The sequence below is a fragment of the Pseudomonas sp. 102515 genome, assembly GCF_031085165.1.
Taxonomy (GTDB): Bacteria; Pseudomonadota; Gammaproteobacteria; order Pseudomonadales; family Pseudomonadaceae; genus Chryseomonas.
The window spans coordinates 38,905-58,866 of record NZ_JAVHTY010000008.1 but is presented as its reverse complement, the minus strand read 5'-3'; the positions used below and the strand labels follow the sequence as shown (position 1 = coordinate 58,866).

18 protein-coding genes are annotated in these 19,962 nt (G+C 63.7%); 15 read left to right on the top strand and 3 right to left on the bottom strand.

All coding sequences use genetic code 11. The features are described 5' to 3' along the window. Positions 1 to 2 precede the first annotated feature (2 nt). A complete protein-coding gene (locus RCF34_RS22095; RefSeq protein WP_308710104.1) occupies positions 3 to 542 on the bottom strand; it encodes an outer membrane protein assembly factor BamE in 540 nt (179 codons plus the stop codon). Positions 543 to 636: 94 nt separating this feature from the next. Here RCF34_RS22095 and fur point away from each other — a divergent pair, with 94 nt between their 5' ends. Next, complete coding sequence (fur, locus tag RCF34_RS22090; RefSeq protein ID WP_007162667.1) at positions 637 to 1,041, top strand: ferric iron uptake transcriptional regulator; 405 nt, start codon at positions 637 to 639, stop codon at positions 1,039 to 1,041. 63 nt (positions 1,042 to 1,104) lie between these two features. Here fur and recN read toward each other — a convergent pair whose 3' ends face one another. Then, entirely contained in the window at positions 1,105 to 2,772 is a 1,668-nt protein-coding gene (recN, locus tag RCF34_RS22085; RefSeq protein ID WP_308710103.1) for a DNA repair protein RecN, read from the bottom strand. Positions 2,773 to 2,937: 165 nt separating this feature from the next. On the opposite strand from recN, the gene grpE reads away from it, so the two are divergent. The 9 genes from grpE (at position 2,938) to RCF34_RS22040 (ending at position 13,767) form a co-directional block, all read left to right on the top strand. After that, a complete protein-coding gene (grpE, locus tag RCF34_RS22080) occupies positions 2,938 to 3,501 on the top strand; it encodes a nucleotide exchange factor GrpE (protein WP_308710102.1) in 564 nt (187 codons plus the stop codon). Between the two features lie 93 nt (positions 3,502 to 3,594). Beyond that, positions 3,595 to 5,523 (top strand): molecular chaperone DnaK, encoded by a 1,929-nt coding sequence (dnaK, locus tag RCF34_RS22075; RefSeq protein WP_308710101.1) that lies wholly within the window; start codon positions 3,595 to 3,597, stop codon positions 5,521 to 5,523. Between the two features lie 112 nt (positions 5,524 to 5,635). Next, positions 5,636 to 6,769, top strand: coding sequence for a molecular chaperone DnaJ (dnaJ, locus tag RCF34_RS22070; RefSeq protein ID WP_308710100.1), 1,134 nt, complete (start codon positions 5,636 to 5,638; stop codon positions 6,767 to 6,769). A 54-nt stretch (positions 6,770 to 6,823) separates the two neighbouring features. Beyond that, positions 6,824 to 7,630 carry a 4-hydroxy-tetrahydrodipicolinate reductase gene (dapB, locus tag RCF34_RS22065; RefSeq protein WP_308710099.1) on the top strand — a complete coding sequence of 269 codons (807 nt, stop codon included), beginning with the start codon at positions 6,824 to 6,826 and terminating at the stop codon, positions 7,628 to 7,630. A 176-nt stretch (positions 7,631 to 7,806) separates the two neighbouring features. Further along, positions 7,807 to 8,943 (top strand): glutamine-hydrolyzing carbamoyl-phosphate synthase small subunit, encoded by a 1,137-nt coding sequence (gene carA, locus RCF34_RS22060; protein WP_308710098.1) that lies wholly within the window; start codon positions 7,807 to 7,809, stop codon positions 8,941 to 8,943. 21 nt (positions 8,944 to 8,964) lie between these two features. Then, positions 8,965 to 9,621 carry a leucine efflux protein LeuE gene (gene leuE / locus RCF34_RS22055; protein ID WP_007162660.1) on the top strand — a complete coding sequence of 219 codons (657 nt, stop codon included), beginning with the start codon at positions 8,965 to 8,967 and terminating at the stop codon, positions 9,619 to 9,621. A gap of 21 nt (positions 9,622 to 9,642) precedes the next feature. Further along, positions 9,643 to 12,864 carry a carbamoyl-phosphate synthase large subunit gene (gene carB / locus RCF34_RS22050; protein ID WP_308710097.1) on the top strand — a complete coding sequence of 1,074 codons (3,222 nt, stop codon included), beginning with the start codon at positions 9,643 to 9,645 and terminating at the stop codon, positions 12,862 to 12,864. Continuing rightward, complete coding sequence (gene greA / locus RCF34_RS22045) at positions 12,861 to 13,337, top strand: transcription elongation factor GreA (protein ID WP_183634022.1); 477 nt, start codon at positions 12,861 to 12,863, stop codon at positions 13,335 to 13,337. Before carB ends, greA begins: the two co-directional genes overlap by 4 nt. Beyond that, a complete protein-coding gene (locus RCF34_RS22040) occupies positions 13,315 to 13,767 on the top strand; it encodes a hypothetical protein (RefSeq protein WP_133863038.1) in 453 nt (150 codons plus the stop codon). Before greA ends, RCF34_RS22040 begins: the two co-directional genes overlap by 23 nt. On the opposite strand, the gene RCF34_RS22035 is transcribed toward RCF34_RS22040, so the two are convergent. Next, a complete protein-coding gene (locus tag RCF34_RS22035; protein WP_133863039.1) occupies positions 13,755 to 14,066 on the bottom strand; it encodes a YhbY family RNA-binding protein in 312 nt (103 codons plus the stop codon). The two genes, RCF34_RS22040 and RCF34_RS22035, sit on opposite strands and share 13 nt — an antisense overlap. 552 nt (positions 14,067 to 14,618) lie before the next feature. Here RCF34_RS22035 and ftsH point away from each other — a divergent pair. From ftsH to secG, 5 genes are all read left to right on the top strand, one after another. Beyond that, complete coding sequence (gene ftsH / locus RCF34_RS22030) at positions 14,619 to 16,535, top strand: ATP-dependent zinc metalloprotease FtsH (RefSeq protein WP_308710096.1); 1,917 nt, start codon at positions 14,619 to 14,621, stop codon at positions 16,533 to 16,535. 7 nt (positions 16,536 to 16,542) lie between these two features. Then, positions 16,543 to 17,406, top strand: coding sequence for a dihydropteroate synthase (gene folP, locus RCF34_RS22025; RefSeq protein WP_308710095.1), 864 nt, complete (start codon positions 16,543 to 16,545; stop codon positions 17,404 to 17,406). After that, positions 17,406 to 18,743: a phosphoglucosamine mutase gene (glmM, locus tag RCF34_RS22020; protein ID WP_308710094.1), complete on the top strand. Its 1,338-nt coding sequence runs from the start codon at positions 17,406 to 17,408 to the stop codon at positions 18,741 to 18,743. Before folP ends, glmM begins: the two co-directional genes overlap by 1 nt. Before the next feature lie 66 nt (positions 18,744 to 18,809). Next, positions 18,810 to 19,568, top strand: coding sequence for a triose-phosphate isomerase (tpiA, locus tag RCF34_RS22015; RefSeq protein ID WP_308710093.1), 759 nt, complete (start codon positions 18,810 to 18,812; stop codon positions 19,566 to 19,568). Next, positions 19,568 to 19,948 carry a preprotein translocase subunit SecG gene (secG, locus tag RCF34_RS22010; protein ID WP_308710092.1) on the top strand — a complete coding sequence of 127 codons (381 nt, stop codon included), beginning with the start codon at positions 19,568 to 19,570 and terminating at the stop codon, positions 19,946 to 19,948. The genes tpiA and secG overlap by 1 nt, the downstream gene beginning before the upstream one ends. Positions 19,949 to 19,962 lie beyond the last annotated feature (14 nt).

The window sequence follows — 19,962 nt, the reverse complement described above, 5'->3', positions numbered from 1 at the left end:
AATCACTGGCCGTCGGTACGGATGCGGTCGGGAGTCGGGATGGCAGCCGGGCTGGCGCTGTCGATCTCCTTCTGGATAGTGTCTTCGGTCGAGCCGGGCACGGCGGGCGTTTCCGGTGCTGCCGCCGGCACAGTGGCGGGTTGCGCCGGCGCGGTGGGATCCACGCTGGTGCCACTGTCGGTACCCATGATCTGCTGTTCACGGCTGGTGCCTGGCATGAAATCGCCAGCCAGGCCGCTCAACTGATTGTCGCCATTGAACACCAGGCTGACACGTTCCTGTTTCCGCTGACCGCCGGCGGCCTGCAGGCTGTACAGATAATCCCAGCGATTGGGATGGAAGGTGTCCTGGATCAGCGGCGAACCCATGATAAACCGGACCTGTTGTCGGGTCATTCCGGGGCGCAACTGGTCTATCATGTCCTGGGTGACGACGTTGCCCTGCTGGATGTCGATCTTGTAAACCCCCGGCAGAGAGCAGCCGGCGAGCATGGCTAGGCCCATCAGAGAGAGCCCGGTCAGCGTTTGCTTGAGGTTTTGCATCGGTGGGAGACTTCCACTATCTTGCTGGGCAACGAAGCACCGATCATACCCGTATTCCCGAGGGCTGCGAAAGCACTCGGCACCGAGAAAGAGCATGGTAGAGAACAACGAACTCCGCAAAGCGGGTCTGAAAGTGACCCTGCCGCGCGTCAAGATATTGCAGATGCTGGACACCACCGAGCAGCGCCACATGAGCGCTGAAGACGTTTACAAGGCGCTGATGGAGGCGGGCGAGGACGTGGGGCTGGCAACGGTCTATCGGGTCCTTACCCAGTTCGAGGCGGCCGGTCTGGTGGTGCGCCACAATTTCGATGGCGGTCACGCCGTGTTCGAGTTGGCCGACACCGGGCACCACGATCACATGGTGGATGTGGATACCGGCGAAGTCATCGAGTTCACCGATGCCTCGATCGAAAAGCGTCAGCGCGAGATCGTCGAAGAGCATGGTTTCGAGCTGGTCGATCACAACCTCGTGCTGTACATCCGTCAGCGCAAGTGAAGATCCAGACATGAAAAAGGCGACCTCCGAGTCGCCTTTTTCATGTCTGTAGGCAGTCTGTGTCTAGCGGCTGACCACTAGCTTGCGGGCGTGGGCGAGGGATTCGCGGGTAAGGTCGACGCCGCCGAGCATGCGCGCCACCTCTTCCACACGACGCGCCCGGTCCAGCTTGGCGACCGCCGTGCGGGTCTCGTCGGTGCCACGTTCCTTGTGCACGAACAGATGCTGATGGCCCTGTGCTGCCACCTGGGGCAGGTGGGTGACCGTCAGTACCTGGCCCCGCTCGCCCAGTTGCCGCAGCAGTTGGCCGACTACCTCGGCGGTCGGGCCGCCGATACCGACGTCCACCTCGTCGAATACCAGTGTGGGCGTACGCGAGGTCTGGGCGGTGATGACCTGGATGGCCAGACTGATCCGTGACAGTTCGCCGCCGGAAGCGACCTTGGCCAGCGGGCGCAGGGGCTGGCCCGGGTTGGCGCTGACGCGGAACTCGACCCCCTCGTTGCCCAGCGGCTGGGGCTCGCCGGTACTGCCCGGCGTGAGGGTGATGCTGAAGCGGCCACCCGGCATGCCCAGGCGCTGCATCTCGGTTTCGACCGCTGCAGCCAGTTCCGGCGCCCGCTGCTCGCGCAGACGGCTCAATTCGCCGGCCTTCTCCTGGTAGTGGCGCTCGAAGGCCGTCAGCTCTTCCTGCAGTCGCTCCAGGGCGACGTCATCGGCATCCAGCGATTGCAGTTCGTTGCGCAGCTGTTCGTGCAACTCCAGCAGCGCTTCGGGTTGCACGCGATGCTTGCGGGCGAGGCTGTAGACGCTGTCGAGACGCTCCTGCACCGCCTGCTGGCGCTCCGGATCGGCTTCGAAATGATCGACGAAGCGATTGAGTTCATTCATCGCCTCCTCGATCTGGATCTGCGCGGAAGCGAGCAGGTTGCTGGCTTCCTGGATCTGCGCCGGGGGACGGTCGAAGGTGGTCAGGCGTGCCACGCTGGCATTGAGTGCCGACAGCGCATTGCCCTGCTCGTTTTCGGTACAGAGATCCATGGCCTGGCGGCAGGCCAGCAGGATGTGCTCGGCACTCGCCAGATCGCTCTGCTCCTGTTCAAGCGCCTGCAGCTCGCCTTCGGCCAGAGCGAGGTTGTCGAGTTCTTCGAGCTGATAGCTGAGCAGCTGATGACGGGCGCGTTGCTCGTCGCCATTGCGGGTCAGGCGCTCCAGGGTCTGCCGCACCTGGCGCCAGCGCTGGGCGGCGAGCTGCACCTGGCGGACCAGCTCGCCCGCGCCTGCGTATTCGTCCAGCAGGCGGCGGTGGGTGTCGAGGCCGAGCAGCGACTGGTGCTCGTGCTGGTTGTGAATGTCGATCAGCAGACCGCCGAGGGTCTTGAGATCCCCCAGCGGGCAGGGCGAGCCATTGATATAGCCACGCGAACGCCCTTCGCGGGTGATGACGCGGCGCAGCAGACAGGGACCGTCCTGCTCCAGGTCGCGCTCGGCGAGCCACTGGCGGGCCTCAGGGATGTCGGTGGTGTCGAAGCTGGCCAGGACATCGGCCTTGTCGGCACCGGGCCGGACCGCATCGCTGTCGGCGCGATCGCCCAGGGTGAGGCCAAGGGCATCGAGCATGATGGACTTGCCGGCGCCGGTTTCGCCGGTGATCACGGTCATGCCGCGCTCGAGGTCGAGGTCGAGGTGTTCGACGATGGCGTAGTTGCGGACGGACAGATGCACCAGCATGCGACGATCTCCGAAAGCGGTTTCTGGTTGTTTATACAGTGCCTCTCGGGCACTGGCAATCCATACAGCTCTTGAAGCGCCGGCCGGCGGCCCCATATAGGCGCCATCGATCAAGGCGTCGTCCATTGGCGGGCGCGCCTACCGGCATTATTACAGGAGGACTCCATGGCCGACGAACAGAACTCCCAGACCCCCGAGCACGAAGCCACCCAGGGCGACGTCCAGCACGAGGATCTCGCCGCCCGCGTTGCCACGCTCGAAGAGCAGCTTGCCGCCGCCCAGGACCAGTCCCTGCGCAGCGTCGCCGAGCTGCAGAACGTGCGTCGTCGCGCCGAGCAGGATGTGGAGAAGGCGCACAAGTTCGCGCTGGAAAAATTCGCCGGCGATCTCCTGCCGGTGCTCGACAGCCTGGAGCGTGGCCTGGAACTGTCCAACGCTACCGACGAGACCCTCAAGCCCATGCGTGAAGGCATGGAGCTGACCCTGAAGATGCTGCAGGACACCCTCAAGCGCTATCAGGTCGAGGCCGTCGACCCCTACGGCGCGCCCTTCAATCCGGAGCACCACCAGGCCATGGCCATGGAGGAGAGCGCTACCGCCGAGCCGGGCAGCGTGCTCAAGGTGTTTCAAAAGGGCTATCTGCTCAATGGTCGCCTGCTGCGGCCGGCGATGGTGGTAGTCAGCAAGGCACCTGCGGCGCAGCAGCCGAGCATCGACGAAAAGGCTTGAAATTCTTTCGCTCGGCCCCATCTGGTAGGCAAGCGAACATCAAAGGCCCCCTGAGCGGGCCGCGCGGAATCTGAGATTTCTGGAGAAGACTACATGGGCAAGATCATCGGTATCGACCTGGGGACGACCAACTCCTGCGTCGCGATCCTCGAAAATGGTAACGTCAAGGTACTGGAAAACGCCGAAGGCACCCGTACCACGCCGTCCATCATCGCCTACACCAACGATGGCGAGACCCTGGTCGGCCAGCCGGCCAAGCGCCAGGCGGTGACCAATCCGCAGAACACCCTGTACGCGGTCAAGCGTCTGATCGGTCGGCGTTACGAAGAAAACGTCGTGCAGAAAGACATCGAGATGGTCCCCTACAAGATCGTCAAGGCCGACAACGGGGACGCCTGGGTCGAGGCCAAGGGCCAGAAGATGGCTCCGCCGCAGGTGTCTGCCGAAGTTCTGAAGAAGATGAAGAAGACCGCTGAGGACTATCTGGGCGAAGCCGTGACCGAGGCGGTCATCACCGTGCCGGCCTACTTCAACGACAGCCAGCGCCAGGCTACCAAGGATGCCGGTCGCATCGCCGGTCTGGACGTCAAGCGCATCATCAACGAGCCCACCGCGGCTGCCCTGGCCTATGGCCTGGACAAGGCGAAGGGCGACCACACCGTGATCGTCTATGACCTGGGCGGCGGCACCTTCGACGTCTCGGTCATCGAGATCGCCGAGGTCGACGGTGAGCATCAGTTCGAGGTGCTGGCCACCAATGGCGACACCTTCCTGGGTGGCGAAGACTTCGACATCCGCCTGATCGACTATCTCGTCGAGGAGTTCAAGAAAGAAAGCGGCATGAACCTCAAGGGTGATCCGCTGGCCATGCAGCGCCTGAAGGAAGCTGCCGAGAAGGCCAAGATCGAGTTGTCCTCGGCTACCCAGACCGACGTCAACCTGCCGTACATCACCGCCGATGCCAGCGGTCCCAAGCACCTGAACGTCAAGGTCTCCCGCGCCAAGCTGGAGTCCCTGGTGGAAGAACTGGTCGAGCGCACCATCGAGCCGTGCCGCACTGCGCTGAAGGACTCCGGTCTGGACGTGTCCGACATCCACGAGGTCATCCTGGTGGGCGGTCAGACCCGCATGCCGCTGGTGCAGAAGCGTGTGGCCGATTTCTTCGGCAAGGAAGCGCGTAAGGACGTCAACCCGGACGAAGCCGTCGCCATCGGTGCTGCCATCCAGGGCGCCGTGCTGGCCGGTGACGTCAAGGACGTGCTGCTGCTGGACGTCACCCCGCTGACCCTAGGCATCGAGACCATGGGTGGCGTGATGACCGCGCTGATCGAGAAGAACACCACCATCCCGACCAAGAAGTCGCAGGTGTTCTCCACCGCCGACGACAACCAGGGCGCCGTGACCATCCACGTGCTGCAGGGCGAGCGCAAGCAGGCCGCGCAGAACAAGTCGCTGGGCAAGTTCGACCTGGCCGAGATCCCGCCGGCGCCGCGTGGCGTGCCGCAGATCGAGGTGACCTTCGACATCGACGCCAACGGTATCCTCAACGTGTCCGCCAAGGACAAGGCCACCGGCAAGCAGCAGTCCATCGTCATCAAGGCGTCCTCCGGTCTGTCCGAGGACGAGATTCAGCAGATGGTGCGTGACGCCGAGGCCAATGCCGACGAGGATCGCAGGTTCGAAGAGCTGGCTGCGGCCCGCAACCAGGGTGATGCCCTGGTGCACGGCACCCGCAAGATGCTGACCGAGGCCGGCGACAAGGCCACCGCCGAAGAGAAGAGCACCATCGAAAAGGCCATTGGCGAACTGGAAACCGCGGTACGTGGCGACGACAAGGATGCCATCGAAGCCAAGATGAATGCCCTGTCCCAGGCCTCCGCGCCGCTGGCCCAGAAGCTCTACTCCGAGCAGGGCGCTGCCGCGGGTGCCGAAGGCGCCTCGGCCAAGGCGGACGGTGATGCCAAGAAGCCTGGCGACGATGTGGTCGATGCCGAGTTCGAGGAAGTGAAGGACAACAAGTAAGCCGCGTGCTTACCGCACCTGACGGGCTTCGGCTCGTCGGATCCGCCACGCGGGAGCCTGCTCCCGCGTTGGCGTGTCTGGAGGGTGAGAAAATTTAAGGTGCAGAAAGTCTATGGCCAAACGTGATTACTATGAGGTGCTCGGGGTCGAGCGCGGCGCCAGCGAAGCCGAGCTCAAGAAGGCCTACCGACGCCTGGCGATGAAATACCACCCGGATCGCAATCCGGGTGACGCGGCTGCCGAAGAGCAGTTCAAGGAGGCCGCCGAGGCCTACGAAGTGCTGTCCGATGCGGGCAAGCGCTCGGCCTACGACCAGTACGGCCATGCTGGCGTCGATCCGAGCATGGGCGGCGGCGGTTTCGGTGGCGCGGCCGGCGGCGCGAGCTTCTCCGACATCTTCGGCGACGTCTTCAGCGACTTCTTCGGCGGGCGCGGTGGCGCCGGTGGCCGAGGCGGTCCACAGCGCGGCGCCGACCTGCGCTACACCCTGGATCTGGATCTGGAAGAGGCGGTGCGCGGGACCACGGTCACCATTCGCGTGCCCACCCTGGTCGAATGCAAGATCTGCGACGGCAATGGCGCCAAGCCGGGTACCTCGGCTTCCACCTGTCCCACCTGCGGTGGCATCGGTCAGGTGCGCATGCAGCAGGGCTTCTTCTCGGTGCAGCAGACCTGCCCGCGTTGCCACGGCAGCGGCAAGATCATTCCCGAGCCCTGCACGGCCTGTCATGGCCAGGGGCGTGTGGAAGAGCAGAAGACCCTGTCGGTCAAGGTGCCGGCGGGAGTCGACACCGGCGACCGCATCCGCCTGACCGGCGAGGGCGAGGCCGGGACCCTGGGTGGTCCGGGCGGTGATCTCTACGTGGTGGTCAATGTGCGCGAGCACTCGATCTTCCAGCGTGACGGCAAGCATCTTTATTGCGAGGTGCCGATCAACTTCACCGACGCCGCCCTGGGTGGCGAGCTGGAAGTGCCGACCCTGGATGGCCGCGTCAAGCTGAAGATCCCCGAGGGCACCCAGACCGGCAAGATGTTCCGCCTGCGTGGCAAGGGTGTGACGCCCGTGCGTGGTGGTGGTGCCGGCGACCTGATGTGCAAGGTAGTGGTGGAGACCCCGGTCAACCTGAGCCGGCGGCAGCGCGAGCTGCTCGAGGAATTCCGCAACACCCTGCAGAGCGACAGCTCCCATTCGCCCCGGGCCAGTGGCTGGTTCGACGGCATGAAGCGCTTCTTCGACGACCTCTAAACCGGCAGGGGCGTCGTCGCGAGGCGGCGCCCGGCCAGCAGCCTGGAGCTGATGATGCGACGTATAGCTGTAATGGGCGCCGCGGGGCGCATGGGCAAGACCCTGATCGAAGCGGTCCAACAGACCCAGGGCGCTGCCGGCCTGACTGCCGCTGTGGATCGTCCCGAGAGCAGCCTGGTGGGTGCCGACGCGGGCGAGCTCGCCGGCATCGGCCGTAATGGGGTGATGTTGTCGGGTGACCTGGCGCGGGTGCTGGATGATTTCGATGTCGTCATCGACTTCACCCATCCCAGCGTGACCCTGCAGAATCTGGCGCTCTGCCGCAAGGCGAAGAAGGCCATGGTGATCGGCACCACCGGCTTCACCGCCGAGCAGAAGCTGACCCTGCTGGAGGCGGGCAAGGAAATCCCCATCGTCTTCGCGGCCAATTTCAGCGTCGGCGTCAATCTTTGCCTCAAGCTGCTGGATACCGCTGCCCGGGTGCTGGGTGACGAGGTCGATATCGAGATCATCGAGGCGCACCACAGACACAAGGTCGATGCGCCCTCGGGTACCGCCCTGCGCATGGGCGAGGTCGTGGCCCAGGCGCTGGGTCGTGACCTTGAAGAGGTAGCCGTCTATGGCCGGGAAGGCCAGACCGGTGCCCGCGATCGCCAGACCATCGGCTTCGCCACCGTGCGTGCCGGCGATGTGGTGGGCGACCACACGGTGCTGTTCGCCAGTGAAGGCGAGCGGGTCGAGATCACCCACAAGGCGTCCAGTCGCATGACTTTCGCCAAGGGCGCCGTGCGCGCCGCCCTCTGGCTCAAGGACAAACAGCCGGCGCTATATGACATGCAGGACGTACTGGAGTTGCGCTGACCCGCTCGCGGGGGTGCCAGTCGTGATCAATTCGTGTACAATGCAGCTTTAGTGTATCCACTAAAAGCTAGCGCAGAATGAAATCACAACATTAAAACGGGATGACTCTTCGAGATGTCATCCCGTTTTTTTGCACCCTGCGTTTGCCCGCCAAGGCTTGATTTTCGGAGGTCTTCTTGACTAAGCCAGCCATACTCGCACTTGCCGATGGCAGCATCTTTCGCGGTGAATCCATCGGTGCCGACGGCCACACGGTCGGCGAAGTGGTGTTCAACACCGCCATGACCGGCTACCAGGAAATCCTGACCGATCCTTCCTATGCGAAGCAGATCGTCACCCTGACCTATCCGCACATCGGCAACACCGGTACCACGCCACAGGATGGCGAGGCTGCCCAGGTATGGGCTGCCGGGCTGATCATCCGTGATCTGCCGTTGCTGGCCAGCAACTGGCGCAACAAGCAGTCGCTGGCGGACTATCTCAAGGAAAACGGCACCATCGCCATCGCGGGCATCGACACCCGTCGCCTGACCCGCATCCTCCGCGAGAAAGGTGCCCAGGATGGCTGCATCCTCACCGGCGAAGACGCCACCGAAGAGCGCGCCCTGGAACTGGCCCGCGCCTTCCCCGGCCTCAAGGGCATGGACCTGGCCAAGGAAGTCAGCGTCAAGCAGCGCTACGAATGGCGCTCCAGCGTCTGGTCGCTGGAAAGCGACAGCCACGCCGAGATCCCGGCCGAGCAGCTGCCTTACCATGTGGTGGCCTTCGACTACGGCGTCAAGCTGAACATCCTGCGCATGCTGGTGGCCCGCGGCTGCCGCATCACCGTGCTGCCGGCCCAGACCCCGGCCAGCGAAGCCCTGGCGCTGCAGCCCGACGGCATCTTCCTGGCCAACGGGCCGGGCGATCCCGAACCCTGCGACTACGCCATCAAGGCGATCCAGGATGTCCTGGAGACCGAGATTCCGGTATTCGGCATCTGCCTGGGCCATCAACTGCTGGCCCTGGCCTCCGGCGCCAAGACGGTGAAGATGCCCAACGGTCACCACGGCGCCAACCATCCGGTGCAGGATCTCGACAGCGGCGTGGTGATGATCACCAGCCAGAACCACGGTTTCGCCGTGGACGAGGCCAGTCTGCCGGCCACTGTGCGGGCCACCCACAAGTCGCTGTTCGACGGCACCCTGCAGGGCATCGAGCGTACCGACAAGGTCGCCTTCAGCTTCCAGGGTCACCCCGAGGCGAGCCCTGGTCCGCATGATGTGGCACCGCTGTTCGACAAGTTCATCCAGGCCATGGCGGCACGCCGCTAAGACGGAAGGAGGGTAAGGCTCATGCTGGCGAATCTGGGTGTCATCGACTTCTGGACCTACGTGGTCGGGACCCTGTTCGTCATCCTGCTGCCTGGCCCCAACTCCTTCTTCGTGCTCGCCACCAGCGCCCAGCGCGGTATCCGCAGCGGTTACCAGGCGGCTTCCGCGGTGTTCCTCGGTGACGCCGTGCTGATGCTGCTCTCCGCCCTGGGCGTCGCCTCGCTGCTCAAGGCCGAGCCGCTGTTCTTCCAGATCCTCAAGTATCTGGGCGCGGCGTACCTGTTCTACCTCGGCTGGGGCATGTTGCGCGGCGGACTCAAGTCCTGGCGCAGCCCGGCCCAGGGCCAGGCCGAGGCCACCCTGCGTGAGGACGTCCACCAGCCGTTCCGCAAGGCGCTGCTGCTGAGCCTGTCGAACCCGAAGGCGATCCTGTTCTTCGTCTCCTTCTTCATCCAGTTCGTGGACCCCGGTTACGCCCATCCGGCGCTGTCCTTTCTGGTGCTGGGCGCGGTGCTGGAAGCCATCAGCTTCTGCTACCTGTCGTTCCTGATTTTCTGCGGCGTTCGCCTGGCGGCCTGGTTCCGTCAGCGGCGTCGCCTCAGCGCGGGCGCCACCGGTGGCGTCGGCGCCCTGTTCGTGGGGTTCGGTGTGAAGCTGGCCACCGCGACCCTGACCTGATTACCTGCATTCGAGAAGCCCATGCCTAAGCGTACAGACATCAAGAGCATCCTGATCCTCGGGGCCGGCCCCATCGTCATCGGCCAGGCCTGCGAGTTCGACTATTCCGGCGCCCAGGCCTGCAAGGCCCTGCGCGAGGAAGGCTTCCGCGTCATCCTGGTGAACTCCAATCCGGCCACCATCATGACCGACCCGTCGATGGCCGACGCCACCTACATCGAGCCGATCAAGTGGGCCACCGTGGCCAAGATCATCGAGAAGGAGCGCCCCGACGCCCTGCTGCCGACCATGGGTGGCCAGACCGCGCTGAATTGCGCCCTGGATCTGGAGCGTCATGGCGTGCTGGCGAAGTTCGGCGTCGAGATGATCGGCGCCAACGCCGACACCATCGACAAGGCCGAGGATCGCTCGCGCTTCGACAAGGCCATGAAGGACATCGGCCTGGCCTGCCCGGTCTCGGGTATCGCCCACAGCATGGAAGAAGCCTACGGCGTGCTCGAGAAGGTCGGCTTCCCCTGCATCATCCGCCCGTCCTTCACCATGGGCGGCACCGGTGGCGGCATCGCCTACAACCGGGAAGAATTCGAGGAGATCTGCAACCGCGGTCTGGACTTGTCGCCGACCAACGAACTGCTGATCGACGAATCCCTGATCGGCTGGAAGGAATACGAGATGGAGGTGGTCCGTGACAAGAAGGACAACTGCATCATCGTCTGCTCCATCGAGAACTTCGATCCCATGGGCGTGCACACCGGTGACTCCATCACCGTGGCCCCGGCCCAGACGCTGACCGACAAGGAATACCAGATCATGCGCAACGCCTCCCTGGCGGTCCTGCGCGAGATCGGTGTCGAGACCGGCGGCTCCAACGTCCAGTTCGGCATCTGCCCCGATACCGGGCGCATGGTGGTGATCGAGATGAACCCGCGGGTGTCGCGTTCCTCGGCGCTGGCCTCCAAGGCCACCGGCTTCCCCATCGCCAAGATCGCCGCCAAGTTGGCGGTCGGCTACACCCTGGACGAGCTGCAGAACGACATCACCGGCGGTCGTACCCCGGCGTCCTTCGAGCCGGCCATCGACTACGTGGTCACCAAGATCCCGCGCTTCGCCTTCGAGAAATTCCCCAAGGCCGACGCCCGTCTGACCACCCAGATGAAATCCGTGGGCGAGGTCATGTCCATCGGCCGTACCTTCCAGGAATCCCTGCAGAAAGCCCTGCGTGGCTTGGAAGTGGGCGTGGTCGGCTTCGATCCCAAGCTTGACCCGACCGATCCCGAGGCCGACAGCACCCTCAAGCGCGAGCTGACCGTGCCGGGTGCCGATCGTATCTGGTACATCGGCGATGCCTTCCGCCAGGGCTATAGCCTGGACAAGGTCTTCGAGCTGACCCGCATCGATCCCTGGTTCCTGGTGCAGATCGAAGACCTGATCAAGGACGAGGAGCGCATCAAGACCCTGGGTCTGGCCGATCTCGACTACGACCTGATGCGCAAGCTCAAGCGCAAGGGCTTCTCCGATGCGCGCCTGGCCAAGCTGCTGGGCGTCACCGAGAAGAACCTGCGTGCCCATCGCCACAAGCTCAAGGTGCTGCCGGTGTACAAGCGGGTGGACACCTGCGCCGCGGAATTCGCCACCGACACCGCCTACCTCTACTCCACCTACGAGGAGGAGTGCGAGGCCAAGCCCAGCGGTCGCGACAAGATCATGATCCTCGGCGGTGGTCCCAACCGCATCGGTCAGGGCATCGAGTTCGACTACTGCTGCGTGCACGCGGCCCTGGCCATGCGTGAAGACGGCTACGAGACCATCATGGTCAACTGCAATCCGGAAACCGTCTCCACCGACTACGACACCTCCGACCGCCTGTTCTTCGAGCCGGTGACCCTGGAGGACGTGCTGGAGATCGTCCGCGTCGAGCAGCCCAAGGGCGTCATCGTCCAGTACGGCGGCCAGACCCCGCTCAAGCTCTGCCGCGCCCTGGAAGAGGCCGGCGTGCCCATCATCGGCACCAGCCCCGACGCCATCGACCGCGCCGAAGACCGCGAGCGCTTCCAGCAGATGGTGCAGCGTCTGAATCTGCGCCAGCCGGCCAACGCCACCGCGCGCAGCGAAGACGAGGCCCTGGCCCTGTCCAAGAACATCGGCTATCCGATGGTGGTCCGTCCCTCCTACGTGCTGGGCGGCCGGGCGATGGAGATCGTCTACCAGGAGGAAGAGCTCAAGCGCTACATGCGCGAAGCGGTGAAGGTGTCCAACGACAGCCCCGTGCTGCTCGACCACTTCCTCAACTGCGCCATCGAGGTGGACGTGGATGCGGTGTGCGACGGCAAGGCCGTGGTGATCGGCGCCATCATGCAGCACATCGAACAGGCCGGCGTGCACTCCGGTGACTCCGCCTGCTCGCTGCCGCCCTATTCGCTGCCCAAGCACATCCAGGACGAGATCCGCGAGCAGGTCAAGAAGATGGCCCTGGAACTCGGCGTGGTCGGTCTGATGAACGTGCAGATGGCCGTACAGGGCGAAGACATCTACGTGATCGAGGTCAACCCGCGCGCCTCCCGTACCGTGCCCTTCGTCTCCAAGTGCATCGGCGAGTCCCTGGCCAAGGTGGCCGCCCGGGTCATGGCCGGCAAGACCCTGGCCGAGGTGGGCTTCACCGAGGAGATCATCCCGCCGTTCTTCAGCGTCAAGGAAGCGGTGTTCCCCTTCAACAAGTTCCCCGGCGTCGACCCCATCCTCGGCCCGGAGATGAAGTCCACCGGCGAGGTGATGGGTGTCGGCGACAGCTTCGGCGAAGCCTTCGCCAAGGCCCAGCTGGGTGCCAACGAAATCCTGCCGAACTCCGGGTGCGCCTTCATCAGCGTACGTGACGACGACAAGCCCGAAGCCGTGCAGGTCGCCCGCGATCTGGTCGGCCTCGGCTTCGAGGTCGTGGCCACCGCCGGTACCGCACGGGTGATCGAGGCGGCCGGTCTGCCGGTGCGCCGCGTGAACAAGGTGACCGAAGGCCGTCCCCATGTGGTCGACATGATCAAGAACGACGAAGTCACCCTGATCATCAACACCACCGAAGGCCGGCAGTCCATCGCCGATTCCTATTCGATCCGCCGCAACGCGCTACAGCACAAGCTCTGCTGCACCACCACCATTGCCGGCGGCCAGGCCATTTGCGAAGCTTTGAAATTCGGCGCCGAGAAGACTGTGCGTCGTCTGCAAGATCTGCATGCAGGAGTTAAGGCATGACCAAGTACCCGATGACCGTCCAGGGCGCTCGCGCCCTGGAAGACGAACTCAAGCATCTCAAGACCGAGCTGCGCCCGCAGATCACCCAGGCCATCGCCGAAGCGCGTGAACTGGGTGATCTCAAGGAGAACGCCGAATACCATGCCGCCCGCGAACAGCAGGGCATGGTCGAGGCGCGTATCCGCGATATCGAAGGTCGCCTGCAGAACGCCCAGGTGATCGACGTGGCCGCCTTGCCGCACACTGGCAAGGTGATCTTCGGCACCACCGTGGAGATCGCCAACACCGAGACCGACGAGACAGTGACCTACCAGATCGTTGGTGACGACGAGGCGGATATCAAGCAGAGCAAGCTGTCGGTGGGTTCGCCCATCGCGCGCGCGCTGATCGGCAAGGAAGAAGGGGACGTGGTGCTGGTGAAGACCCCGGGTGGCAATGTCGAATACGAAATTGTCGCCGTCCGTCACGTCTGACCACCGCGCTGGCGGCTGGCTCGCCAGGCTGCTCGCCGCCGCCTGGCAGCTGGCCCAGGTGTTCTGGGTCGGCCCGCTGGTCGCCCTGCACCTGTGCATCCCCGTGGCGCTGGCCCAGGCGGGCTGGGCGCCGCTGCTGATCCAGTCAGGACGCGAAGAATTGCTGCGCATGATGCTTAGCGCCGCCGGCGGTGGGGTCTTTACCCAGATCGTGGTGCTGGTGTGGTGGGCAGGTGTGGGCGCCTTGTGGCGTGACCTGCGTGGCCAGTTGCTGCTGGCCAGTGCGCTGGCGGTGCTGCTGCAGAACGAGCTGGCGCGCTTCTGGACCGGGCCGACCGCCTTGGCCGGCTACCTGGTCCTGCTGCTCTGCGGACTGATCCTGGTGCTGCAGCCCGTTCCCGGGCGCGCGCCGGGCAATCAGGCGGTGTAGCGCACCACGTTGGACAGATTGCGATTCTGCTCGCGGGCCTTGCGATAGATCAGCGCCATCTTGCCGATCACCTGCACCAACTCCGCCTTGCTCGACGCGCACAGCTCGTCGATCAGGGCCCGGCGGTCATCACGCTCGGTGACGGCCAGCTTGATCTTGATCAGTTCGTGATCGTTCAGCGCGCGGTCGAGTTCACCCAGCACGCCTTCGCTCAGGCCGTTCTCGCTGATGGTGACCACCGGCTTGAGTTGATGACCGATCGCCTTGAACCGCTTTTTGAGCTCGTTGTTGAGCGCCATAATTCACCCCGGATAAAAGCCGAACAGTTTATCCCAGCTGCCCGGTGCCGCCCAGCGATACGCGACAACTTGACGGTTGCCCCGACAGGACCGGCCCCGCCGGTTCAAGGAACACCGCGACGAGCGTAGGCGTCAAGTCACTGTGAGAAATGGCTGTGGCGGAGGGGCTGGCGGTCGGGAGCAAGCCAGCGGGGGTGACCTGCCCAGGCAGTTCGTTGGGCGAGATGCCGGGTGACCGCCGGGAGGCCTTGTTATTTCCGTCCTGGCCCCCATATGAGCGAGCGGAGTACGGCGAGCTGATCCACGGCTCTCCGTGTCGCGGGACGGGATCGCGCCAGCAATAGCTATTGGGTCGCGGTTTTAGGGGCAATTGAGAGAATTGATGGCCGCAACGTCTGCCTTGCCCTAGAGTCAAAGGCAGAAGACTCATATAGCGTTACAGACGATGTCTGCCGTGGGCCAGGCTTTGTGTAGTAACTTACCGGTCACTGCCGGTTTCGCTTCGAACGGTTTACCCACGAAACCGGCGCAGAGGGTAGTCAATTGAACGACATGGCAAAGAATCTGATCCTGTGGCTGATCATCGCCGCGGTGCTCGTCACCGTGATGAACAATTTCTCCAGCCCCAACGAACCCCAGACGCTCAACTACTCCGACTTCATCCAGCAGGTGAAGGACGGGCAGATCGAGAGCGTGACCGTGGATGGCTATGTCATTACCGGCAAGCATCGTGATGGCGACCCCTTCAAGACCATCCGTCCGGCGATCCAGGACAATGGCCTGATCGGCGACCTGGTCAACAACAGCGTTACCATCACTGGCAAGCAGCCCGAACAGCAGAGCATCTGGACTCAGCTGCTGGTGGCCAGCTTCCCGATCCTGGTGATCATCGCCGTCTTCATGTTCTTCATGCGCCAGATGCAGGGAGGCGCCGGTGGTCGTGGCGGCCCGATGAGCTTTGGCAAGAGCAAGGCACGGCTGTTGTCGGAAGACCAGGTCAAGACCACCTTTGCTGACGTCGCCGGTTGCGACGAAGCCAAGGAAGAGGTCACCGAGCTGGTTGAATTCCTTCGCGACCCGGGCAAGTTCCAGCGCCTGGGTGGCCGCATTCCCCGCGGTGTACTGATGGTCGGCTCGCCGGGTACCGGCAAGACGCTGCTGGCCAAGGCCGTGGCGGGTGAGGCCAAGGTGCCTTTCTTCACCATCTCCGGTTCGGATTTCGTCGAGATGTTCGTCGGTGTTGGCGCCAGCCGTGTCCGTGACATGTTCGACCAGGCCAAGAAGCACGCTCCCTGCATCATCTTCATCGACGAGATCGATGCGGTGGGTCGCCATCGTGGCAACGGCATGGGCGGTGGTCACGACGAGCGCGAGCAGACCCTGAACCAGTTGCTGGTCGAGATGGATGGCTTCGAGATGAACGATGGCATCATCGTCATCGCCGCCACCAACCGCCCTGACGTGCTGGACCCGGCCCTGCTGCGTCCCGGTCGCTTCGACCGCCAGGTGGTGGTCGGCCTGCCGGACATCCGTGGTCGCGAGCAGATTCTCAAGGTGCACATGCGCAAGGTGCCGGTCGGCGAGCGCGTCGACGCCAGCGTGATTGCTCGCGGTACTCCGGGTTTCTCCGGTGCTGACCTTGCCAACCTAGTCAACGAAGCGTCCCTGTTCGCTGCCCGTGCCAACAAGCGCATGGTCGACATGCGTGAGTTCGAGCTGGCTAAGGACAAGATCATGATGGGCGCCGAGCGCAAGACCATGGTCATGTCCGAGAAGGAGAAGCGCAACACCGCTTATCACGAGGCGGGTCATGCCATCGTCGGTCGCCTGGTACCCGAGCACGATCCGGTCTACAAGGTCTCCATCATTCCCCGAGGTCGCGCTTTGGGCGTGACCATGTTCCTGCCCGAGGAGGATCGCTACAGCCTGTCCAAGCGGGCCCTGGAAAGCCAGATCTGTTCGCTGTTCGGCGGCCGTATCGCCGAGGAGATGACCCTGGGCTTCGAAGGCGTGACCACGGGTGCCTCCAACGACATCATGCGAGCGACCTCCCTGGCGCGGAACATGGTGACCAAGTGGGGCCTGTCCGAGAAGCTCGGTCCGCTGCTGTATGGCGAGGAAGAGAACGAAGGCTACCTGGGTCGTTCGGGCGGTGGTGGCGCCGGCAACATGTCGGGCGAGACCGCCAAGCAGATCGATCTGGAGATTCGCCGGATCATCGACGACTGCTATAACACCGCCAAGCGGCTGCTGGACGAGAATCGCGACAAGCTCGAACTCATGGCCGATGCCCTGATGAAGTACGAGACCATCGATTCGGACCAGATCGACGACATCATGGCCGGCAAGGTTCCGCGTGAACCGCGCGATTGGCATGACCGGGGCGGTCCTACCGGTGATTCGCCGGCACCGCAAAGCGGCAGCGATCGTCCTGAAACGCCCATCGGTGGTCCAGCCGGAGAACACTGAAACACCCATGTTCAATCCGTTTCCTCCGACCCGATTGCCTTGCGGCAATCGGGTTCTTGTTTTTGACGCTCCCAAAGTCATGGGTATCCTTAACGTCACGCCCGATTCCTTCTCCGACGGCGGTCGCTATACGGCTGTCGACAGCGCGCTACGCCATGCCGCGGGAATGGTAGCCGCCGGTGCGACCATCATCGACGTGGGTGGAGAGTCCACGCGGCCAGGGGCGCCAGTGGTGTCCGAGGCGGAAGAGCTCGATCGCGTCGTGCCGGTGATCGAGGCGCTCGCCCGAGAGCTGGATGTCGTCATTTCCATGGATACCTCAACGCCCGCGGTCATGCGCGAGGGTGCCAGAGCGGGAGCCGGTCTGATCAATGACGTCCGCTCGCTGCGTCGGCCTGGCGCCCTCGAAGCTGCCGCCACGACCGATCTGGCAGTCTGCCTGATGCACATGCGTGGCGAGCCCAGCACCATGCAGCGGGCGCCCATCTATGCCGATGTCGCAGGCGAGGTCAGTGCCTTTCTCGCTGAGCAGATTGCCCGTTGCGAAGCGGCTGGTATCTCTCGCGAGCGGCTGGTGCTGGACCCGGGGTACGGCTTTGCCAAGACCCTCGAGCACAACCTCGAACTGTTCAAGCGACAAGCTGAACTGCTTACCTTTGGGCTACCCTTGCTGGTGGGCGTCTCGCGCAAGAGCATGATCGGCGCGGTCACCGGGCGACCTGTGGAGGGGCGTCTGGCGGGCGGTCTGGCCCTGGCGGCGCTGGCGCTGGTCAAGGGTGCGCACATCCTCAGGGTCCATGATGTGGCGGAAACGGTGGACGTGGTGAAGATGATCACCGCAGTCGAAGGCTTCAGGCAGGAACAGAACTGATGGCAAGAAAGTATTTTGGAACCGATGGCATTCGCGGCAAGGTCGGGACTTATCCCATCACCCCGGATTTCATGCTCAAGCTGGGCTGGGCGGCAGGCATCGCCTTTCGCAGTCGCGGCGGTTGTCGGGTGCTGGTGGGCAAGGACACGCGCAACTCCGGCTACATGTTCGAATCGGCACTGGAAGCAGGTCTTTCCGCCGCAGGTGCCGACGTCATGCTGCTGGGTCCCATGCCAACACCCGGTATCGCCTATCTGACGCGGACCTTCCAGGCCAGCGCCGGTATCGTCATCAGTGCTTCGCACAATCCCTACTACGACAATGGCATCAAGTTCTTTTCCGGTGCCGGCACCAAGCTGCCCGATGAACTGGAAACCATGATCGAGGAGCTGCTCGACACGCCCATGACCGTGGTCGATTCGGCGCGTATCGGCAAGGTCTCGCGCATCAACGATGCCGCGGGTCGTTACATCGAATTCTGCAAGAGCAGCGTGCCGACCGGGACCAGTTTCGCCGGCATGAAGATCGTGCTGGACTGCGCCAACGGTGCTACCTACAAGATCGCGCCCAGCGTCTTCCGTGAACTCGGGGCGGACGTCAGCCTGCTCGGGGTGCAGCCGGACGGTCTCAATATCAACAAGGATTGCGGTTCCACCCATCTGGAGGGGCTGCAGCAGGCGGTGCTCGACCAGCACGCCGACATCGGCATCGCCTTCGATGGCGACGGTGATCGGGTGCTGATGGTGGATCACACCGGAGCGGCAGTGGATGGCGATGAGCTGCTCTATCTGATCGCCCGTGATCTCAAGCGTCGTGGTCGCCTCGAGGGTGGGGTGGTCGGTACCCTGATGAGCAATCTCGGTCTCGAGCTGGGGCTGGCCGAACTGGATATTCCCTTCGTGCGCGCCAAGGTAGGCGATCGCTATGTGATGGCCGAGCTGCTGGAGCGCAACTGGGTGCTGGGCGGCGAGAATTCCGGGCATGTGGTCTGCTGCCAGTACACCACCACCGGCGACGCCACCATCGCCGCGCTGCAGGTGCTCATCGCCCTGCGCAATGCCGGCCAGACCCTGGCCCAGGCGCGCATGGCACTGCGCAAGTGCCCGCAGGTGCTGATAAACGTAAGGTTCGGTGGCGGCCAGGATCCCTTGGAGAACCCGCGGGTCAAGCAGGCCAGTGCCGAGGTCACCGAGAAGATGGCCGGCAAGGGGCGTGTACTGCTGCGTAAATCCGGTACCGAGCCGCTGCTGCGCGTCATGGTCGAAGGCGAGAACGAGCGCGAGGTGCGGGCCCATGCCGAGGTCCTCGCTGAGCTGATAAGCGAGGTATGTGCTTGATTTGCTTGCATGCCTGTTTTCGATTGAGTAACATCTGCGCCCACTTCGCTCCCTGAGGTAAAACGCATGCGTCGTTCCCTGGTTGCCGGTAACTGGAAAATGCATGGCTCGCTGCAAAGCGTGTCGGCGCTGGTCGCAGGCTTGAAAGGGTTGGATGGCGCAGCGGGTGTCGATGTCGTGGTGATTCCGACGTTGGTGCATCTGCCGGGGGTGGCTGAAGCGTTGGCAGCAACGTCGCTGATGGTGGGGGCTCAGACTTGTGCCTCCGTCGCGGGCGAGAAGGCTCTGACTGGCGAGGTGTCCTCGACCCAGTTGGCAGAATTCGGTTGCCGTTACGTACTGGTGGGGCACTCCGAGCGGCGTGCGCTGCTGGGCGAGGATAATGCGGTGGTGGCGAAGAAATTCGCGGCCATTCAGGAGGGCGGGATGATTCCCGTACTCTGCGTCGGCGAAACCCGTGAAGAGCGGGAGGCCGAGCGCACTTTGGACGTGGTAGGTGGCCAGCTGAAGGCGGTCATCGAGGCGGTTGGAGTGGCGGCTTTTGCCAATGCCGTCGTGGCCTACGAGCCGGTCTGGGCGATAGGTACGGGGCTCACGGCAACGCCGGAGCAGGCGCAAGAGGTTCATGCGGCGATTCGTGCCCTGGTGCGCGAAGCCGATGCTGGGGTCGCTGAAGGCCTTCAGCTGTTGTATGGCGGCAGTGTCAAGGCTGCCAGTGCTGCCGAGTTGTTCGGCATGCCGGATATTGATGGGGGGCTGGTGGGTGGAGCCTCCCTGAATGCTGAAGAGTTCAGTGCGATTTGCCGCGCTGCAGGACGTGGATAATGTTGGAAACTGCAGTAGTTGTGATCCACTTGCTGATGGCGCTTGGCCTGATCGTGCTGGTATTGATGCAGCAGGGCAAGGGTGCCGAAGCCGGTGCATCCTTTGGTGCGGGCGCCTCGGGTACCGTGTTTGGTAGTCAAGGTTCTGCTACCTTTCTGAGTCGTTTTACTGCTATACTGGCCGCGGTTTTTTTCGCGACTAGTTTGGGTCTGGGGTATTACGCCAAAGACCGTGCGCTGGGTCTGCGTGAGGTGGGTTTGCCCACTCAGCCAGTCCAGCAGGCTCCTCAGCCGAAGCAGGATGGTAACGATGTTCCCCTGACTCAGCCACGCGCTGCCCAGGGTGGTACTTCCGGGGACCTGCCCCAGGAGTCCAAGTAGGTTTAAAGGGTTTC